20 protein-coding genes are annotated in these 15,283 nt (G+C 56.4%); all 20 read left to right on the top strand.

The features are described from left to right. Positions 1 to 750, top strand: a 750-nt coding sequence (gene hisF, locus R6U90_RS11970; RefSeq protein ID WP_410352926.1) for an imidazole glycerol phosphate synthase subunit HisF, incomplete at its 5' end; no start/stop codon positions are given. A 198-nt stretch (positions 751 to 948) separates the two neighbouring features. After that, positions 949 to 1,335: a phosphoribosyl-AMP cyclohydrolase gene (gene hisI / locus R6U90_RS11965; protein WP_410352925.1), complete on the top strand. Its 387-nt coding sequence runs from the start codon at positions 949 to 951 to the stop codon at positions 1,333 to 1,335. 41 nt (positions 1,336 to 1,376) lie between these two features. Continuing rightward, a complete protein-coding gene (locus tag R6U90_RS11960) occupies positions 1,377 to 1,694 on the top strand; it encodes a phosphoribosyl-ATP diphosphatase (protein ID WP_410352924.1) in 318 nt (105 codons plus the stop codon). A gap of 7 nt (positions 1,695 to 1,701) precedes the next feature. Further along, the gene (locus R6U90_RS11955) at positions 1,702 to 2,040 is read left to right on the top strand and encodes a histidine triad nucleotide-binding protein (RefSeq protein ID WP_410352923.1); all 339 of its coding nucleotides are present in this window, start codon (positions 1,702 to 1,704) and stop codon (positions 2,038 to 2,040) included. A gap of 74 nt (positions 2,041 to 2,114) precedes the next feature. Then, complete coding sequence (tatA, locus tag R6U90_RS11950) at positions 2,115 to 2,354, top strand: twin-arginine translocase TatA/TatE family subunit (protein WP_410352922.1); 240 nt, start codon at positions 2,115 to 2,117, stop codon at positions 2,352 to 2,354. A gap of 87 nt (positions 2,355 to 2,441) precedes the next feature. Beyond that, positions 2,442 to 2,840, top strand: a complete 399-nt coding sequence (gene tatB, locus R6U90_RS11945; RefSeq protein WP_410352921.1) for a Sec-independent protein translocase protein TatB — start codon at positions 2,442 to 2,444, stop codon at positions 2,838 to 2,840. Beyond that, the gene (tatC, locus tag R6U90_RS11940; RefSeq protein ID WP_410352920.1) at positions 2,821 to 3,747 is read left to right on the top strand and encodes a twin-arginine translocase subunit TatC; all 927 of its coding nucleotides are present in this window, start codon (positions 2,821 to 2,823) and stop codon (positions 3,745 to 3,747) included. Before tatB ends, tatC begins: the two co-directional genes overlap by 20 nt. Positions 3,748 to 3,763: 16 nt before the next feature. After that, positions 3,764 to 4,180: a putative iron-sulfur cluster-binding metallochaperone gene (locus tag R6U90_RS11935; RefSeq protein ID WP_410352919.1), complete on the top strand. Its 417-nt coding sequence runs from the start codon at positions 3,764 to 3,766 to the stop codon at positions 4,178 to 4,180. Positions 4,181 to 4,440: 260 nt separating this feature from the next. Next, positions 4,441 to 5,004, top strand: coding sequence for a sigma-70 family RNA polymerase sigma factor (locus R6U90_RS11930; protein ID WP_410352918.1), 564 nt, complete (start codon positions 4,441 to 4,443; stop codon positions 5,002 to 5,004). A 17-nt stretch (positions 5,005 to 5,021) separates the two neighbouring features. Further along, positions 5,022 to 5,288: a zf-HC2 domain-containing protein gene (locus R6U90_RS11925; protein ID WP_410352917.1), complete on the top strand. Its 267-nt coding sequence runs from the start codon at positions 5,022 to 5,024 to the stop codon at positions 5,286 to 5,288. Between the two features lie 148 nt (positions 5,289 to 5,436). Continuing rightward, on the top strand, positions 5,437 to 6,030 hold the full coding sequence (locus R6U90_RS11920; protein ID WP_410352916.1) for a DoxX family protein: 594 nt from the start codon (positions 5,437 to 5,439) through the stop codon (positions 6,028 to 6,030). 235 nt (positions 6,031 to 6,265) lie between these two features. Further along, positions 6,266 to 9,103: a 2-oxoglutarate dehydrogenase E1 component gene (locus tag R6U90_RS11915; protein WP_410352914.1), complete on the top strand. Its 2,838-nt coding sequence runs from the start codon at positions 6,266 to 6,268 to the stop codon at positions 9,101 to 9,103. A 2-nt stretch (positions 9,104 to 9,105) separates the two neighbouring features. Next, positions 9,106 to 10,338: a 2-oxoglutarate dehydrogenase complex dihydrolipoyllysine-residue succinyltransferase gene (gene odhB, locus R6U90_RS11910; protein WP_410352913.1), complete on the top strand. Its 1,233-nt coding sequence runs from the start codon at positions 9,106 to 9,108 to the stop codon at positions 10,336 to 10,338. Positions 10,339 to 10,365: 27 nt separating this feature from the next. Then, positions 10,366 to 11,808: a dihydrolipoyl dehydrogenase gene (gene lpdA / locus R6U90_RS11905; RefSeq protein ID WP_410352912.1), complete on the top strand. Its 1,443-nt coding sequence runs from the start codon at positions 10,366 to 10,368 to the stop codon at positions 11,806 to 11,808. A gap of 177 nt (positions 11,809 to 11,985) precedes the next feature. Continuing rightward, a complete protein-coding gene (locus R6U90_RS11900; protein WP_410352911.1) occupies positions 11,986 to 12,444 on the top strand; it encodes a thioredoxin family protein in 459 nt (152 codons plus the stop codon). Next, on the top strand, positions 12,441 to 13,682 hold the full coding sequence (locus R6U90_RS11895; RefSeq protein WP_410352910.1) for a hypothetical protein: 1,242 nt from the start codon (positions 12,441 to 12,443) through the stop codon (positions 13,680 to 13,682). Before R6U90_RS11900 ends, R6U90_RS11895 begins: the two co-directional genes overlap by 4 nt. A gap of 85 nt (positions 13,683 to 13,767) precedes the next feature. Next, positions 13,768 to 14,229, top strand: a complete 462-nt coding sequence (locus R6U90_RS11890; RefSeq protein ID WP_410352909.1) for a DUF192 domain-containing protein — start codon at positions 13,768 to 13,770, stop codon at positions 14,227 to 14,229. 74 nt (positions 14,230 to 14,303) lie between these two features. Further along, on the top strand, positions 14,304 to 14,453 hold the full coding sequence (locus R6U90_RS11885) for a hypothetical protein (protein WP_410352908.1): 150 nt from the start codon (positions 14,304 to 14,306) through the stop codon (positions 14,451 to 14,453). Between the two features lie 104 nt (positions 14,454 to 14,557). Next, positions 14,558 to 14,845 carry an encapsulin-associated ferritin-like protein gene (locus R6U90_RS11880; protein ID WP_410352907.1) on the top strand — a complete coding sequence of 96 codons (288 nt, stop codon included), beginning with the start codon at positions 14,558 to 14,560 and terminating at the stop codon, positions 14,843 to 14,845. A gap of 169 nt (positions 14,846 to 15,014) precedes the next feature. Beyond that, the coding region (locus tag R6U90_RS11875) for a thiosulfate oxidation carrier protein SoxY (RefSeq protein WP_410351072.1) at positions 15,015 to 15,283 on the top strand (269 nt) is incomplete at its 3' end.

The raw sequence follows: 15,283 nt of genomic DNA, 5'->3' as shown, positions 1-15,283 counted from the left end.
ATTATTCCCTGCCTGGACGTGGACAAGGGCCGCGTCGTCAAGGGTGTACAGTTTGTGGATATCCGCGATGCAGGGGATCCGGTAGAGGTCGCGCGGCGCTATGACGAGCAGGGTGCCGACGAACTGACCTTTCTGGATATTACTGCCAGCCACGAAAACCGCGAGACCATAATCCACGTAGTGGAGCAGGTGGCCGGCCAGGTGTTTATTCCCCTGACTGTCGGCGGCGGCATTCGCAAGATCGAGGATGTGCGCGCGATGCTCAACGCCGGCGCCGACAAGGTCGCCATCAATACCGCCGCGGTGGCTGATCCCGATTTCGTGCGTGAGGCAGCGCAAAAATTCGGCTCCCAGTGCATCGTGGTCGCCATCGATGCCAAACAGGTGAGCGATGATCCGAAGAAGTGGGAAATCTTCACCCATGGCGGGCGCAAGGCCACCGGCCTGGACGCCGTCGAGTGGGCGAAGAAAATGGTCGAGTACGGTGCTGGTGAGATCCTGCTGACAAGCATGGACCGCGACGGCACCAAACAGGGTTTCGACCTGGATCTGACCCGCGCCATCTGCGACACGGTCAGCGTACCGGTGATCGCCTCCGGCGGCGTGGGCAACCTCGACCACCTGGTCGAGGGCATCAAACAGGGCCACGCCGACGCCGTGCTGGCCGCCAGCATCTTCCATTTCGGCGAATACAGCATCGAGGAAGCCAAACGGCGCATGGCCGGCAGTGACATCGAGGTCCGCCTCTGACAGAGACCCTGATTATTAACGCAAAGGGCGCAAAAACGCGCAGAATGCGAAGATATAATTTTTAATGTTGAATTTTAAATTTTAAGTTGTGACATCTGCATTTAATTCAGAATTCAACATTAAACATTCAAAATTGCTTTGCGGCCTTTGCGTCTCTGCGCCTCTGCGTTTAAATGGACCCTGAGTCGAGGGAAGTGCATGAACACAAACTGGCTGGATAAGATCAAGTGGACCGAAGACGGACTGGTGCCGGTGATTGCCCAGGAGGCGGATACAGGCCAGGTACTGATGTTCGCCTGGATGAACCGCGAGTCGCTGGCGCTGAGCGTTGCCGAGGGCAAGGCGATCTACTGGTCGCGCTCCCGGGGCAAGCTGTGGCGCAAGGGCGAAGAGTCGGGCCACGAGCAGATCATCCGCGATATCCGCCTGGACTGCGACAATGACGTCATTTTGCTGGAGGTGGAGCAAAAGGGCGGCATTGCCTGCCACACCGGCCGACATCGCTGTTTTTTCAAGCAGTTACAGGACGATCAGTGGGTCGAGGTGGAGCCGGTGATCAAGGACCCCGACGCCATATATAACTAGCGCCCCCACAAACGGCGCCAAACGTGGAATAATCCCCCCCTATGAGCGACATATTGCAACAACTCGCCGAGGTGCTCGAACAGCGCAAGGGGGCCAATCCCGACAGCTCCTACGTCGCCGGGCTGTACAACAAGGGGCTGGACGCAATTTTGAAGAAAATCGGCGAGGAAGCCACCGAAACGGTGATGGCCGCCAAGGACGGGGATCCGCAACAGATCGTTTATGAAACCGCCGATCTGTGGTTTCATACACTGGTGATGCTGGCGCATCAGGGGCTTGGTCCGGATCAGGTGCTCGATGAGCTGGCGCGCCGTTTCGGTCTGTCGGGGCTGGAAGAGAAAGCCAATCGAAACCAGTGAGGTCACCATGAGCGACTGCCTGTTTTGTAAAATCCTCGCCGATGAAATCCCTTCGGATCGGGTCTATGAAGACGAGCAGATGATCGTCTTCAAGGATATTAATCCCAAGGCCGAGGTACATCTGCTGGCAATCCCGCGCGAGCATATTGTCAGCCTCACTGAGCTGGAGCCGCAACATGATGCCCTGCTGGGACACATGCTGCGCCAACTGCCGAAAATCGCCCGCCAGCAGGGGCTGGATGAGGGCTTCCGCACTATTATTAATACCGGCGAAGGTGGGGGACAGATTGTATTTCATCTGCACATCCACCTGATGGGCGGTCGCAATATGCCCGGTTTTGAATAATCACAGCGCTGATTGTTTTATTGAAACAGACAGCGCTTCAATAATCGTTAACGTTCAGGACGTGGAGTAACAACATGGGTATTGGTATCTGGCAACTGGTCATTATTCTGCTGATTGTGCTGCTGCTGTTTGGCGCCAAGCGGCTACGCAACATCGGCACCGATCTGGGCAGCGCCGTCAAGGGCTTCAAAAGCGCGGTCAAGGAAGAGGAGGAAAGTGGCAAGCAGGATGACTCCGCCAAACTGGAAAGCAGCGATGAAGGCGAGACTATCGAAGGCGAAGCCACCAAGGTCAAGGATAAGGACAAAACCTGAACGGGTTTGTGATGATGGCAACCTTAACAGGAGCCAGACTGTGTTCTGTCTCCTCTTCTCTCATTCCTCATCCCCAGCCCCTTAACCATGTTTGATATCGGCTTTCTTGAATTAATCATCATTGCCGTCGTTGGCCTGGTGGTGATTGGACCCGAGCGTCTGCCCGGGGTGGCTCGCAACGTGGGCAAGTGGGTCGGCCGCACACGCCGTTTTGTTACCCAGGTTAAATCCGATATTGATCGCGAGATGAAACAGGAAGATTTGCGCAAGGCACTGGAGCGCGACGCCGGTCTGGATGAGCTCAAGCAGATCATGAACAGCGATCGCTTCACCATCGAAGAAGAAGACAAACCTGATTACCTGGTCAAGGCGATCGGCGATGATGATGTCGATACCGGCAAGGAAGAATCCTCTGCCGTGAGCAGCGACGACAGCAAGACTACCCACCACACCGACGCGCCAGATAATGAGCAAGAAAAACCGTAACGATAACGACCAGGGTGTTGAACAGGAGACGCCGTTTCTCTCGCACCTGGTCGAACTGCGCGATCGCCTGCTACGTATAGTTGGTCTCGTACTGGTACTCACCGTCGCGCTGATGGCGGTGGCCAATGATCTTTATTATTACTTTTCATTACCGCTTCAGGGTTATCTTCCCGAAGGGGCCAAAATGCTGGCCATTGGCGTTATCTCGCCGGTGTTCACGCCGTTCAAGCTGGCCCTGATTGCCGCGTTTTTTCTCTCCGTACCATACGTACTCCATCAGCTATGGTCGTTTATCGCCCCCGGTCTTTATCAACACGAAAAAAAACTGGCGCGCCCCTTACTGATATCGAGCATTATTCTGTTCTACCTGGGCATGGCCTTTGCCTATTATGTGGTTTTTCCCCTGGTATTCGAGTTCACCTCCAATTTTGCCTCCGAAGGCGTCGATTATCGCCCTGATATCGCCAGCTATCTCGATTTTGCGATTAAACTGTTTTTCGCTTTCGGTGTCGCCTTCGAGGTCCCCATAGCCACCATTATGTTGATACTGGCCGGGGTCACCACCCCCGAGTCACTCTCAGAGAAACGCCCCTATATTATCGTCGGCACGTTTGTGATCGGCATGCTACTGACCCCTCCGGACATCATTTCCCAGACTCTGCTGGCGCTGCCCATGTGGCTGCTCTTTGAAGTCGGTGTCATCTTCGGTCGTATTTTGAAACGTAAACGCGAAGAAACTGCCGCAGCTGAAGACGAGGAAACAGAGCAGGAAGAAGCCCCGCTCAGCAGCGAGGAAATGGAGGCTGAAATGGAAGCCGAACTTGAGCGCGCTATTGCCGAGGAAGAATCCCTGAAAAACAACAACGAAACCGATAGTGAGGATAACGATACCGATCGCAGGACATGATCCGCAGGAACAACCCATGACAGACTGCACAGACGATTGCCCCATCCCTTCAGCGCGACGGCGTCCCTGCCCGCGTAATGGCACAAGCTATGCCGCGGTCTCGACCACTACCCTTTTGCATCACCTCAAACAACCCTGGCAGTGGAATCTGGCCAAACGGCGCTATTATTTCTGCAGCGATCCCAATTGTCCTGTCATCTATTTCGGTGACGATGATTCGGTCATCGAACAGGCCGAACTGCGCACCCCGGTGGGACTCAAGGATCCCTCGGACGAGGCCCTGATCTGCCACTGCTTTGGCATCACCCGCACCCAGGCGAGCGATCCGTCGATCAAGGCCTTTGTCCAGCAACAGACCCGCGAGGGTGCGTGCGCCTGCCAGGTTCGCAACCCGGCGGGGCGCTGTTGTCTGGCCGACTTTCCCGCCAGCTGAATCGCCTTACCGGAAGCAACATAGCGCCTGTCGATTTCGCGGGTCGCATACAACACGCCCTGTAATCCGCCTTTGACGGTCGTCAGTCAATTCAATATTGAGCAATCGCTCAAATATTGCCATACTTGATTTTCACTGCGCGGCTATTTGAAACGCTTTTGGCCAGCCGTTCACAAAGTGCCATCTCAAAACCCTGCTCAAAAAGTGTTATTCGGTTATGCTGTGGCGGAGAATCAATAAACGCAGGAGTTATCACTCCCATGACCTCACAACAGCCCGCGCCTGCCGAACAGTGGCTGGATGATCATGGCACGGTTCTCTACCGTTATGCCCTGCTGCGCCTGCGCGATTCCGACCAGGCGGAAGAGGCCGTCCAGGAAACCTTGCTGGCAGCCCTGCAAGCCTGGTCACGCTATAGTGGCAATGCCTCGGTACGCACCTGGCTAATCGGCATCCTCAAACACAAGATTCTGGACCAGTTCCGGCGCGAGGCCCGTGAACAGGGGCTGCCCGATCCAGAAGCCACCCTCCCGGACGACACTGACTCACCGTTCAATAGCCGCGAACACTGGGCCCCGCGTCTTGCCAGTTGGGGGGATCCCGAAGCGGCACTGCAGGATTCCCAGTTCTGGCGCATCCTGCAGGAATGCCTGGATCGCCTGCCACCCCGTCTAGCGCGGCTGTTTGTGCTGCGCGAGGTCCATGAAGACGAGACCAAAGAGATTTGTCAGGAACTGGCTATCAGTCCGACCAACCTGTGGACGATGTTGTACCGGGCCCGAATGCGGCTACGGCAGTGTCTCGACACAAACTGGGTTGGATAAACCCGGAGCAAGTAACCATGTTGACATGCAAACAGGCCAGCGAGCTGATTTCGGAACACCAGGAACGCCCGCTGACACGACGGGAACGCTGGGGTCTCGCACTGCACCTGGCGATCTGTATCAGTTGCCGGCGCTTCAAGCGGCAACTTGGTTTGTTGCGTCAGGCCCTGCGTCAACTGGCACACAGTGATCGCGACAACCTGCCCGGACCGGAACTTCCCCCACAGGCCCGGCAGCGTATTCGCCGGTCTCTGGACAAGCACGATCCGCATTCATCAGAGTGAGTCCACTCGCTTGCAGAAGACGCTCTGAGCGGCATTACACGAACTGTTCAGAGCACCGTTATGAAAGCGAATAGAACGCCAGACACTCTGGCTTCATGATCAAATCAATACCGCATATAAAAATACGGTTATCTATTCGGAGGATGCTATGAACGTTCTACTGCAACTGCAAGGCCTGCTCGATAAAAGCCGGCATTTTGATTTTATCGCCCCGCTATTATTACGCCTGTTTCTCGCCCCCATCTTTATTCTTGCCGGTTATGGCAAGCTCAGCGCACTGGACAATACCGCCTATTATTTCGGTGAAATCCTCGGCCTGCCGGCCCCCATGCTGATGGCCTTGCTGGCCGGAGCGGCGGAGTTTTTCGGCGGCATCGCCATTCTGATCGGGCTGGCCACACGCTGGTTTGCCATCCCCCTGATGTTCACCATGATTATGGCGGCCGCGACCGCGCATTGGGAAAACGGCTGGCATGCCCTGCCGGAAACCACCCTGACAGTCCCCTGGGAGTGGCGCACGGATATGATCGAGGGCGCAGTGGAACGCCGCGACATGGCCCGCGAAATTCTCAAGCAACACGGTAACTACAGCTGGTTAACCGAGTATGGCAGTATCACCATCCTGAAAAACGGCATTGAATTTGCCGCCACCTATTTTGTGATGCTACTGGTTCTGTTCTTTTACGGAGCCGGGCGTTATGTCAGCATAGATTATTGGATTGACCGTAAACTCAAGGTCTGACTGATTTCGCGCCTCTCGAAATCGGCGCCGTATCATCAGAGTATTGTCTAACAACGTACTGTTGTATGCTGATATAGTCAGCCCGCAGGCAAGCGCTGTCTCTTGAATGCCGCTGTCATGCGATTCAGGGATTTTTCACTTGAAAAATCTGCTGGATCTGCCGAAATAACAGGTATGAACGCTATTCAAACTGACAACGCCAACTGCCGGGGAATTGTTACCAGGATGTCGGCCCATGTCCGATGAATCTGATCTGAAAACCCGCTGGAAGAATTCCGCTTTTGCCGGGACCAATGCCGGCTATCTCGAACAACTGTACGAAGAATATCTGCAGGATCCCGATACGGTGGATCCCCAGTGGCAGGCTCTGTTCCGCGATTTGCCCCGCGTGGACGGCATCGACAGGGACATCTCGCACGCGGCGATCCGCGCCCAGTTCCGCCATCTGACTCCGGCTCAACGCCATACGGATATCGATGTCAGCCTGATCCACAAGCAGGTCAAGGTCCTGCAGCTGATCAACGCCTATCGTTTCCTCGGTCACCAGCTGGCCGATCTGGACCCGCTCGGATTGCGCGACAAGGGCTACATCCCCGAGCTAACCCTGGCGCATCACGAACTCAGCGATGCCGATCTGGATACTGAATTTGAAACCGGCTCCCTGTCCGGCCCGGATCGGGCTCGCCTGGCCGAGATCATCAACATTCTCGTCAACACCTATTGCGGTTCGGTCGGCGCCGAGTACATGCATGTGGTGGACACCACGGAAAAACGCTGGATTCAGCACTATCTGGAATCCGCTCGCGGCCATGCCGATCTTTCCGAGGAACAGAAACGCGATCTGTTCAGCCGACTGACCGCCGCCGAAAGCCTGGAGAAATACCTGCATAACAAGTATGTGGGTCAAAAACGTTTCTCACTGGAGGGCGCCGAAAGCCTGATCCCGATGCTGCACCGACTGATTCAGCATGGCGGCGAAAGCGGCGTCAAAGAGGTAGCGATCGGGATGGCCCATCGGGGCCGGCTCAATGTGCTGGTAAACGTGCTGGGCAAAACGCCCGAGGAACTGTTCCGCGAATTCGAGGGCTTGCATCCGGAAAATGGCAGCGGCACCGGCGATGTGAAATACCATCTCGGTTTTTCTTCCAATCTCAACACCCCCGGCGGCCTGTTGCATGTGGCGCTGGCGTTCAATCCCTCGCATCTGGAAATCGTCGACCCGGTAGTCGAAGGTTCTGTGCGCGCCCGCCAGGATCGACGTCAGGACTGGGAGGGCAGCCAGGTAGTCCCGGTATTGATCCACGGCGATGCGGCTTTCTCCGGGCAGGGCGTGGTGATGGAGACGCTCAACATGTCCCAGTCCCGCGGTTTCTCCACCAAGGGCACCGTGCATATTGTCATTAATAACCAGATCGGCTTTACCACCAGCAATCAGGATGAGGCCCGCTCGACTCTTTACTGCACCGACGTGGCAAAAATGGTCAATGCGCCCATTTTCCATGTCAACAGCGACGATCCCGAGGCCGTGCTGTTTATTACGCAACTGGCGCTCGATTATCGCATGCGTTTTCACAAGGATGTCATCATCGACCTGGTCTGTTATCGCCGTCATGGTCACAGCGAAGCCGATGAGCCCATGGCAACCCAGCCACTGATGTACCAGCATATTAACCAGCTGCAAAGCTGCCGTGAGCTGTATCTGCAGCGGCTCGACGCTGAAGGCGTGATCGACACTACGCGAGCCAAACAGATGATTGCGGACTATCGCGATGCGCTGGATCACAACCGGCCGGTGGTTTCAGACATGATCCCGTCCGAACAGGCCGACTATCCCTACAGCGCCGACTGGAGCACATATCATACCCGCGACTGTGTCAGTGACATCGACACGACAGTGGATCTGCAAACCGTGCAAGCCCTGCACGAGAAGCTGGATCGTCTGCCCGAAGGCTTTAAATTACACCGCACTGTTGAAAAGATCATGGACAACCGCCGGCGCATGGCCGCCGGCGATCTGAAGATGGACTGGGGGTTTGCCGAAACGCTGGCCTATGCCAGCCTGTTGCATGAAGGCTATCCCATCCGACTCTCCGGCGAGGACAGCGGTCGCGGCACCTTTTTCCATCGTCAGGCGGTGCTCTACAACCAGCACGATGGCGAGACCTATGTGCCCCTGCGCAACCTGTCCGACAATCAGGCCAACTTCCTGGTGATCAACTCGCTGCTCTCGGAAGAGGCTGTCCTGGCCTTTGAATACGGTTATTCGACAACGGACCCCAAAACCCTGGTCATCTGGGAGGCCCAGTTCGGCGATTTTGCCAACGGCGCGCAGGTAGTGATCGATCAATTCATCAGCGCCGCAGAACAAAAATGGAATCGCCTCAGCGGCATCACTCTGTTTTTACCCCATGGCTATGAAGGCCAGGGGCCGGAACACTCCTCGGCGCGACTGGAACGGTTTCTGCAACTCTGCGCCCAGCACAACATGCAGGTCTGTATTCCCACCCATGCCGCGCAAATTTTTCATCTGTTGCGTCGCCAGATGCTGCGCCAGTGTCGCCGACCGTTGATCGTCATGACACCCAAAAGTCTGTTACGCCTGCCCGAAGCCTCACGCCCGTTAAGCGACCTGAGTCAGGGCAAGTTTTACCGCGTAATTGATGATGAACAGGTCAGCCAGCACGACAGGATCAAACGCCTGATTCTGTGCAGCGGCAAGGTTTACTATGATCTCGATCACCAGCGCCGCGAGGATGAACGCGAGGATGTGGCGATCATTCGTATTGAACAACTTTACCCGTTTCCTGAAAAGTCGCTCAAAGCCGTGCTTAAACGCTATTCGAATGTAAGTGACTACATCTGGTGCCAGGAAGAACCCATGAACCAGGGTGCCTGGTATTCGAGCCAGCATCACATGCGCCGGGCGATCGGTGAGCAGCAAGGCCTGGAGTATGCCGGCCGTCCGCTGATGGCGGCTCCGGCAGTCGGTTATCCTTCCCTGCACAAGCAACAACGGGAAAAACTGGTCGCCGATGCGCTGGGCACTCCTGACAATAAAAGACAAAGGAATTGATCATGTCCGTTGATATCAAGGTCGCACAGTTTCCCGAATCGGTCACCGAAGGCACGTTGATTGAGTGGCATAAACAACCGGGCGAATCGGTTCGCCAGGATGAGCTGCTGGCCGAGATCGAAACCGACAAGGTGGTGTTCGAGGTTAATGCGCCCGAAGACGGCATAATGGAGGATTTGCTCGTTCAGCAGGGCGACACTGTCAGTTCCGAACAGGTCATCGCCCGCATACAGGCTGGCGATGCAGCACAATCCGACAGTAAATCCTCCGGGTCACCGGCGAAATCCGAAACCCCGTCCCGCCCCAAATCTACAGGCGAAGAGCAACCCCGACTTGCCCCCGCCGCGAACAAGCTGATTGCCGAGCACGATCTCGATGCCAGCCTGATCAAAGGTACAGGTAAGGGGGGGCGAATTCTCAAGGAAGACGTGCAGGCCTATCTCGAGCATGCTGACAAACCATCAACCGCCGAAGCAACCCCGCCATCCCGGCCCGCTTCCTCCTCTTCCTCAACCGGTGATAGCAGCGAAGGTGAACGACCGCAAAAACGCGTGCCTATGAGTCGCTTGCGGGCGCGGGTCGCTGAACGCCTGGTCGATGCCCAGCAAACCGCGGCGATCCTCACCACCTTCAACGAGATCGATATGCAGCCGGTAATGGAACTGCGGGCACGTTATAAAGACAAGTTCGAAAAACAGCACGGGGTCAAACTCGGCTTCATGTCGTTTTTCGTCATGGCCTGTCTCGAGGCGCTGCAGCGTTTTCCCGAGATCAACGCCTCGATCGACGGCGAGGAGATCGTCTATCACGGCTTTTACGATATCGGTATTGCGGTGGGCTCACCCCGTGGCCTGGTGGTGCCGATCCTGCGTGATGCAGACGCACTGAGCATGGCGGAGATTGAAAAACAGATTGCCGATTATGCTGACCGGGCCCAGAGCGGCAAACTGTCGCTGGATGAGATTACCGGCGGGACCTTTTCGATTACCAACGGTGGCATCTTCGGCTCACTGCTCTCCACACCGATTCTCAATCCGCCGCAAAGCGCCATTCTTGGCATGCACAAGATTGAAAAGCGGCCAGTGGTCATCAATGATGAGATTGTGATCCGACCGATGATGTACATGGCCCTTTCATACGACCATCGCCTGGTTGACGGCCGCGAGGCGGTACAGTTTCTGGTGACCATCAAGGAGTGCGTGGAGGATCCGGCCCGCATGTTACTGGATGTGTAAGCGTTCCCCGGCACAGGAATCGTTTTTATGAGTGAACAGTATGATGTCATCGTGATCGGCGCCGGCCCGGCCGGTTATGTCGCCGCCATTCGCTGCGCCCAGCTGGGTTTGCAGGTCGCCTGCATCGATGAATATCTCGATGAGCGAGGCAAGCCCTCGCCCGGCGGCACCTGTCTGAATGTCGGCTGCATTCCTTCAAAAGCCTTGCTGGAGTCCTCACACCATTATGAACAGGCTCAACAGCAGTTTGCCGAACACGGCATCCGTGTCGGGCAACTGGAACTTGATGTAGCGACCCTGCAAAAGCGCAAACAACAGGTAGTGCGGGATCTGACCGGTGGCATCCAGTCGCTGTTCAAGGCCAACAAGGTTGCCTTTCATCCCGGTCGCGCAACACTCCAACAGAATAACCGGGTGAAGGTCACCGACCATGACAACCATGCCACCACATTAAATGCCGAACACGTCATTCTGGCCAGCGGCTCACGTCCGGTTGAGCTGCCCTTTGCTCCCTTCGACGACAATCAGGTGGTCGACTCCACCGGCGCACTGGCGTTCGATGTCGTGCCGCAACGCCTCGGCATCATCGGCGCCGGCGTCATCGGCCTCGAACTGGGTAGTGTCTGGCAACGTCTGGGAGCCGAGGTGATCGTACTCGAGGCACAGGAAACTTTCCTGCCCGGCGCCGACAGAGACATCGCCAAACAGGCGAACAAACTGCTGGGCCAGCAAGGCCTGGACATTCGTCAGGGCGCCCGGGTCGAGGCCATCCACAGCGGCAAAACTGTCAAGGTCGACTATACAGATGGCCAGGGCAGCCAGAGCCTGGAATTTGACAAGTTAATCGTCGCGATCGGACGCCGGCCCAACAGCGAAGGCCTGTGCGCCGACGATCTGAGTCCGGGCATCGACGAACGCGGTTTTGTGCAGGTCGACGATCACTATCGCACTAATCTGGAAAAGGTCTATGCCGTCGGCGACCTGATTCCCGGCCCCATGCTCGCTCACAAGGGGATGGAGGAAGGCATGGCGGTGGCCGAACGGATTGCCGGACAATATGCCGAAGTCGATTACGACAATATTCCGTTTGTGATCTACACCCACCCGGAGATCGCCTGGACCGGACGTACCGAGCAACAACTCAAAGACGCCGGCATCGATTACCGCGTCGGCCAGTTTCCCTTCAGTGCCAACGGTCGGGCGCGCGCCGCCGGCGACACTGACGGGCTGATCAAAGTGCTGGCCGATGCGCATACCGATCGCGTACTGGGCGTGCATATGCTCGGCCCGCGGGCCTCGGAGCTCATCGGCCAGGCGGTGATCGCCCGCGCCTTCAGCACCAGTGCCGAGGACCTGGCGCTGACGATGTTCGCCCATCCCACCCTCTCCGAGTCCTTCCACGAAGCCGCACTGGACGTGGGCGATCGGGCGATTCATCGCGCCACGTCCCGGAAAAACAAACGTAAATAACAGGCAATATCCACAACATCTGAATGAATTGCTGCATTTTTAGCCCGTTTACAATGGCACTATGGCAATTGCTCGCCATCACGGCTTCTGATCATTCGAGCAAAATCACTGCGCCTGATCACTGGACAGGGCCCGGCAAATCTCTTTCAATAGAGCGCACTGACATGAGGAGCTGATATGCGACCTGTTCTCTTGATTCTGTTATCGATACTGTTCGTCCCTTCTGCCTGGGCAGATACCCCCGAAGGCTACCCGTTTCACAGCTTCGATGAGGCCATGACCGAAGCCCGCGAGCAGAACAAGATCCTGTTTGTCTACTTTGGCCGTTACGGTTGCGGTTACTGCGAGAAAACCAACAAGGAAGCATTTTCCGATGACAGGGTTCGTCAAATTTACACTGACAACTATGTGCTGGCCTATGTCGATTCGGAAAGCGGCAAGCGCCTGCAACTGCCCAGCGGCGAGCGCATTACCGAACACGAAGTTGGCACGCGCTACAACGCATTTGTCACCCCCGTGTTTACCTTTATGACACCGCAAGGCAAACCGTTGAAACGGCTGGTCGGCGTACAGCGGATAGAAGATCTGCTTAATGCCCATGAAGAGGTTCAGGCGCAAACCGGTAACCCCTCATGATATTTCGGTTGTCTTCATTCGTCCTGCTTCTCGCCGGTTATGGCCTGGTCGCAACAGCTATCGCCCGGCCCTGGGAGTTTGAACAACCGGTGGCGGTCACTGACGTGCAGGGCGAGGGGATCTTTCATCACCTGGAGTCATCGGGTCGTCGCAACATCGCTGTCGCCGACCACACGGTCGCCATCAGCTGGGAAGACAACCGTCACGAAACCCCGGCGATTTTTTTGGCCCACAAGTCCCGCCAGAGCGATACATTCAGCCAGGCCACGCGTATCAGCGGCCCGGGCGAGGCCTACGAGCCGTCCCTGACCGCGCTGAACGAGAACCGCTTTGCTCTCGCCTGGGAAGAAGCCGGGCGCGTGCATCTGCGCCTCAGTCGCGGCGAGCAACTCGGCCCTGTCCTCAAACTCGACGCCAAGCAGGCCGGCCAGGCCAGTCTTGCCGCCAGGGGCGACACACTGCTGCTGGTCTATTCCGCCAGCGATCCCGACAGCCGCCATCGACGGGTCTATTTGCAGCAGTTCAAAACTGATGGCCTGACACTCACCGCCGGCAATGCCTGTAGCGTGGATCCCGCGCCACTCAGACAGACCCAGCTTTATCCCTCCGTGACCAGATTGCCCGATCGCACGGTGGTCGCCTGGGAAGATCGTCGCCACGGCCATACAATTATTATGGCCGCCGAAAATCGTCAGCCCGGGGCCTGCCGATTCGACAAACCGCAACGTATCAGTGATCCGCTGCCGGGCCCGCGTCCTCCCTATGGTGAGGGCCACGGCGTTACCCGGGTTGCCATGCACGCCTATGGCAAACAACATATTCTCGCCGCGTGGGCCGACAAGCGCGATTTCCGCGAAGGTTATGACATTTACGCCAGCCATTATCCGGCCGATGGCGAGGCGCTGTTCGGCCCCAACCAGAAAGTCCAGGATCCGTTCGGCGGTGTCGCCCAGCAGTGGCATCCGAGTGTCGCCGGCACTCCTTCTGGACAGGTGGTTGTAGCCTGGGACGATGGCCGCGACGATCAGACCAACGTCTTCCTCAGCTGGTATAGCGACGGCCAATGGAGCGATGATCTTGCGGTTCCCGGTGCCAGCGGCAGCGCGATACAGAATCATCCGTCTGTAACACTGGATAATCTTGGCAACCTGCATCTGGCCTGGATTGAGCGGGAATACGTCGGCGGTCCCACCCGCTTGCGTTATCTGTTCGGCAAAGCCGTATCGCGGCAGCCTTGAGCAAGGCGGCAACGTGGCCACACGCGCTGTTCAAATCAAAAACCTTGTTCGGTCTCTGTTGCCGCCCGCCGGGCGCCGCCTGACGATGGCAGGATCCGGTTCCGTTCTTCTGGCCCTGGCATTGCTTCTGGCTCTGCCGACCGCGCAGGCATTGGAAATAGCACAAGTTAGCCTCGCCGGAGAAGAATTTCAGGTTGAACTGGCGGTCAGCCCCGAGGAAATGCGGCGCGGCCTCATGTACCGGGATCGGCTACCAGAGGGTACCGGCATGTTATTCATCTATGCGAGCGCCGGGCCGACCCGCTTCTGGAACAAGAATGTTCGTTTTCCCATTGATATACTCTACTTTGACGAGAACCAGAGTTACTTGCGCGCTGACACCCATGTTCCCCCCTGCCCGGGGTCGCCGTGCCCTGTCTATCATAGCGGGCAACCGGTCAAATACGTACTCGAACTGCCTGCCGGCAGCCGGGAACGACTTGATGTTCAACCCGGACAAAGATTCATTTTCCGCTCAAAAGGAACACCGAATATCGGATCCCCGTAACTTTAATCGGTGCAAACCTGTGTATGGACCCTATCCAATACAATTGATTATTAAAACATGACCAGGAGGACTCTATGCTACTACCACGCCATGTAGGAACACTTGTTCTGGCTATCTGGCTGATTCTGACCGGGCTGTCGGCTTTTGTGAATCTCGGCGATCTGCGCAAACTACTGGACGTTATCGCCATTGCTGCCGGTATTCTGTTGTTGTTATCCCGCTGAACTGTCAATGGCATGGCCCACGGTCAGCATTTTTGTACGTGACGACAAACCTGTTTTTACAGTAACGTGAGCCTGACAATGAAATAGCCAGAGGAACATAATCAATGTCAAACGAAGGTTTTCACGAAGCGATTGATGAATTGTCTGACGAGACCCGCGATATGCATCGCGCCATCGTCTCGCTGATGGAAGAGCTGGAAGCGGTGGACTGGTACAACCAGCGCATGGACGCCTGCCAGGATGATGAATTGCGCGCGATACTCAGGCACAATCGCGACGAAGAAAAGGAGCATGCTGCCATGGTGCTGGAGTGGATTCGTCGACGCGACAGCAAATTCGACGATGAACTGAAAGATTATCTGTTCACCGAGAAGGAAATCGCGCACGAATAGTTATTCATCTCTCTCGCCGTCAACGATCCTGCAATCCTGTCGTGCAAATTGCATGACACAGACCGGGGCTGGTCGGTAAAAAATATATTATCTTCTTGTTTTAAAAGGCTTTTATATTTTGGCCTGGACATTGCAAGAGTATCATTACCTGTATAGGAGGAGGATAAACATGCAACGTAGAACCTTTCTGAAAGGCAGCCTGGCCAGCGGCACCGTCGCAGTCGCTGTCAGTGCCGGTCTGCTGACCCCCGGCGCCGTTATGGCCGCCTGGCCCAAGAATGCTTTCGAAACCGAAAGCATGGAAACGGCCATGAACGACCTGTTTGGCACCGCCCAGACCCAGCCGTCGGATGACATCACCATCAAGGCCCCGGACATCGCCGAAAACGGCGCCGTGGTCCCGGTCTCCGTGGAAACCGGTATCGGCGACATTGCCGA

The sequence above is a fragment of the Thiohalophilus sp. genome (genome assembly GCF_046483665.1).
Lineage (GTDB): Bacteria > Pseudomonadota > Gammaproteobacteria > UBA6429 > Thiohalophilaceae > Thiohalophilus.
The sequence above is the reverse complement of the archived record's forward strand: the minus strand, read 5'-3'. Positions and strand labels throughout refer to the sequence as shown.

Coding starts and splice junctions, on each gene's coding strand:
- R6U90_RS11920 (WP_410352916.1), top strand. CDS start 5,437: ATGAACGTTCTACTGCAACTGCAAGGCCTGCTCGATAAAAGCCGGCAT.
- odhB (WP_410352913.1), top strand. CDS start 9,106: ATGTCCGTTGATATCAAGGTCGCACAGTTTCCCGAATCGGTCACCGAA.
- R6U90_RS11880 (WP_410352907.1), top strand. CDS start 14,558: ATGTCAAACGAAGGTTTTCACGAAGCGATTGATGAATTGTCTGACGAG.
- tatA (WP_410352922.1), top strand. CDS start 2,115: ATGGGTATTGGTATCTGGCAACTGGTCATTATTCTGCTGATTGTGCTG.
- R6U90_RS11885 (WP_410352908.1), top strand. CDS start 14,304: ATGCTACTACCACGCCATGTAGGAACACTTGTTCTGGCTATCTGGCTG.
- R6U90_RS11895 (WP_410352910.1), top strand. CDS start 12,441: ATGATATTTCGGTTGTCTTCATTCGTCCTGCTTCTCGCCGGTTATGGC.
- R6U90_RS11955 (WP_410352923.1), top strand. CDS start 1,702: ATGAGCGACTGCCTGTTTTGTAAAATCCTCGCCGATGAAATCCCTTCG.
- hisI (WP_410352925.1), top strand. CDS start 949: ATGAACACAAACTGGCTGGATAAGATCAAGTGGACCGAAGACGGACTG.
- R6U90_RS11900 (WP_410352911.1), top strand. CDS start 11,986: ATGCGACCTGTTCTCTTGATTCTGTTATCGATACTGTTCGTCCCTTCT.
- R6U90_RS11935 (WP_410352919.1), top strand. CDS start 3,764: ATGACAGACTGCACAGACGATTGCCCCATCCCTTCAGCGCGACGGCGT.
- tatB (WP_410352921.1), top strand. CDS start 2,442: ATGTTTGATATCGGCTTTCTTGAATTAATCATCATTGCCGTCGTTGGC.
- R6U90_RS11925 (WP_410352917.1), top strand. CDS start 5,022: ATGTTGACATGCAAACAGGCCAGCGAGCTGATTTCGGAACACCAGGAA.
- R6U90_RS11915 (WP_410352914.1), top strand. CDS start 6,266: ATGTCCGATGAATCTGATCTGAAAACCCGCTGGAAGAATTCCGCTTTT.
- tatC (WP_410352920.1), top strand. CDS start 2,821: ATGAGCAAGAAAAACCGTAACGATAACGACCAGGGTGTTGAACAGGAG.
- lpdA (WP_410352912.1), top strand. CDS start 10,366: ATGAGTGAACAGTATGATGTCATCGTGATCGGCGCCGGCCCGGCCGGT.
- R6U90_RS11890 (WP_410352909.1), top strand. CDS start 13,768: ATGGCAGGATCCGGTTCCGTTCTTCTGGCCCTGGCATTGCTTCTGGCT.
- R6U90_RS11960 (WP_410352924.1), top strand. CDS start 1,377: ATGAGCGACATATTGCAACAACTCGCCGAGGTGCTCGAACAGCGCAAG.
- R6U90_RS11930 (WP_410352918.1), top strand. CDS start 4,441: ATGACCTCACAACAGCCCGCGCCTGCCGAACAGTGGCTGGATGATCAT.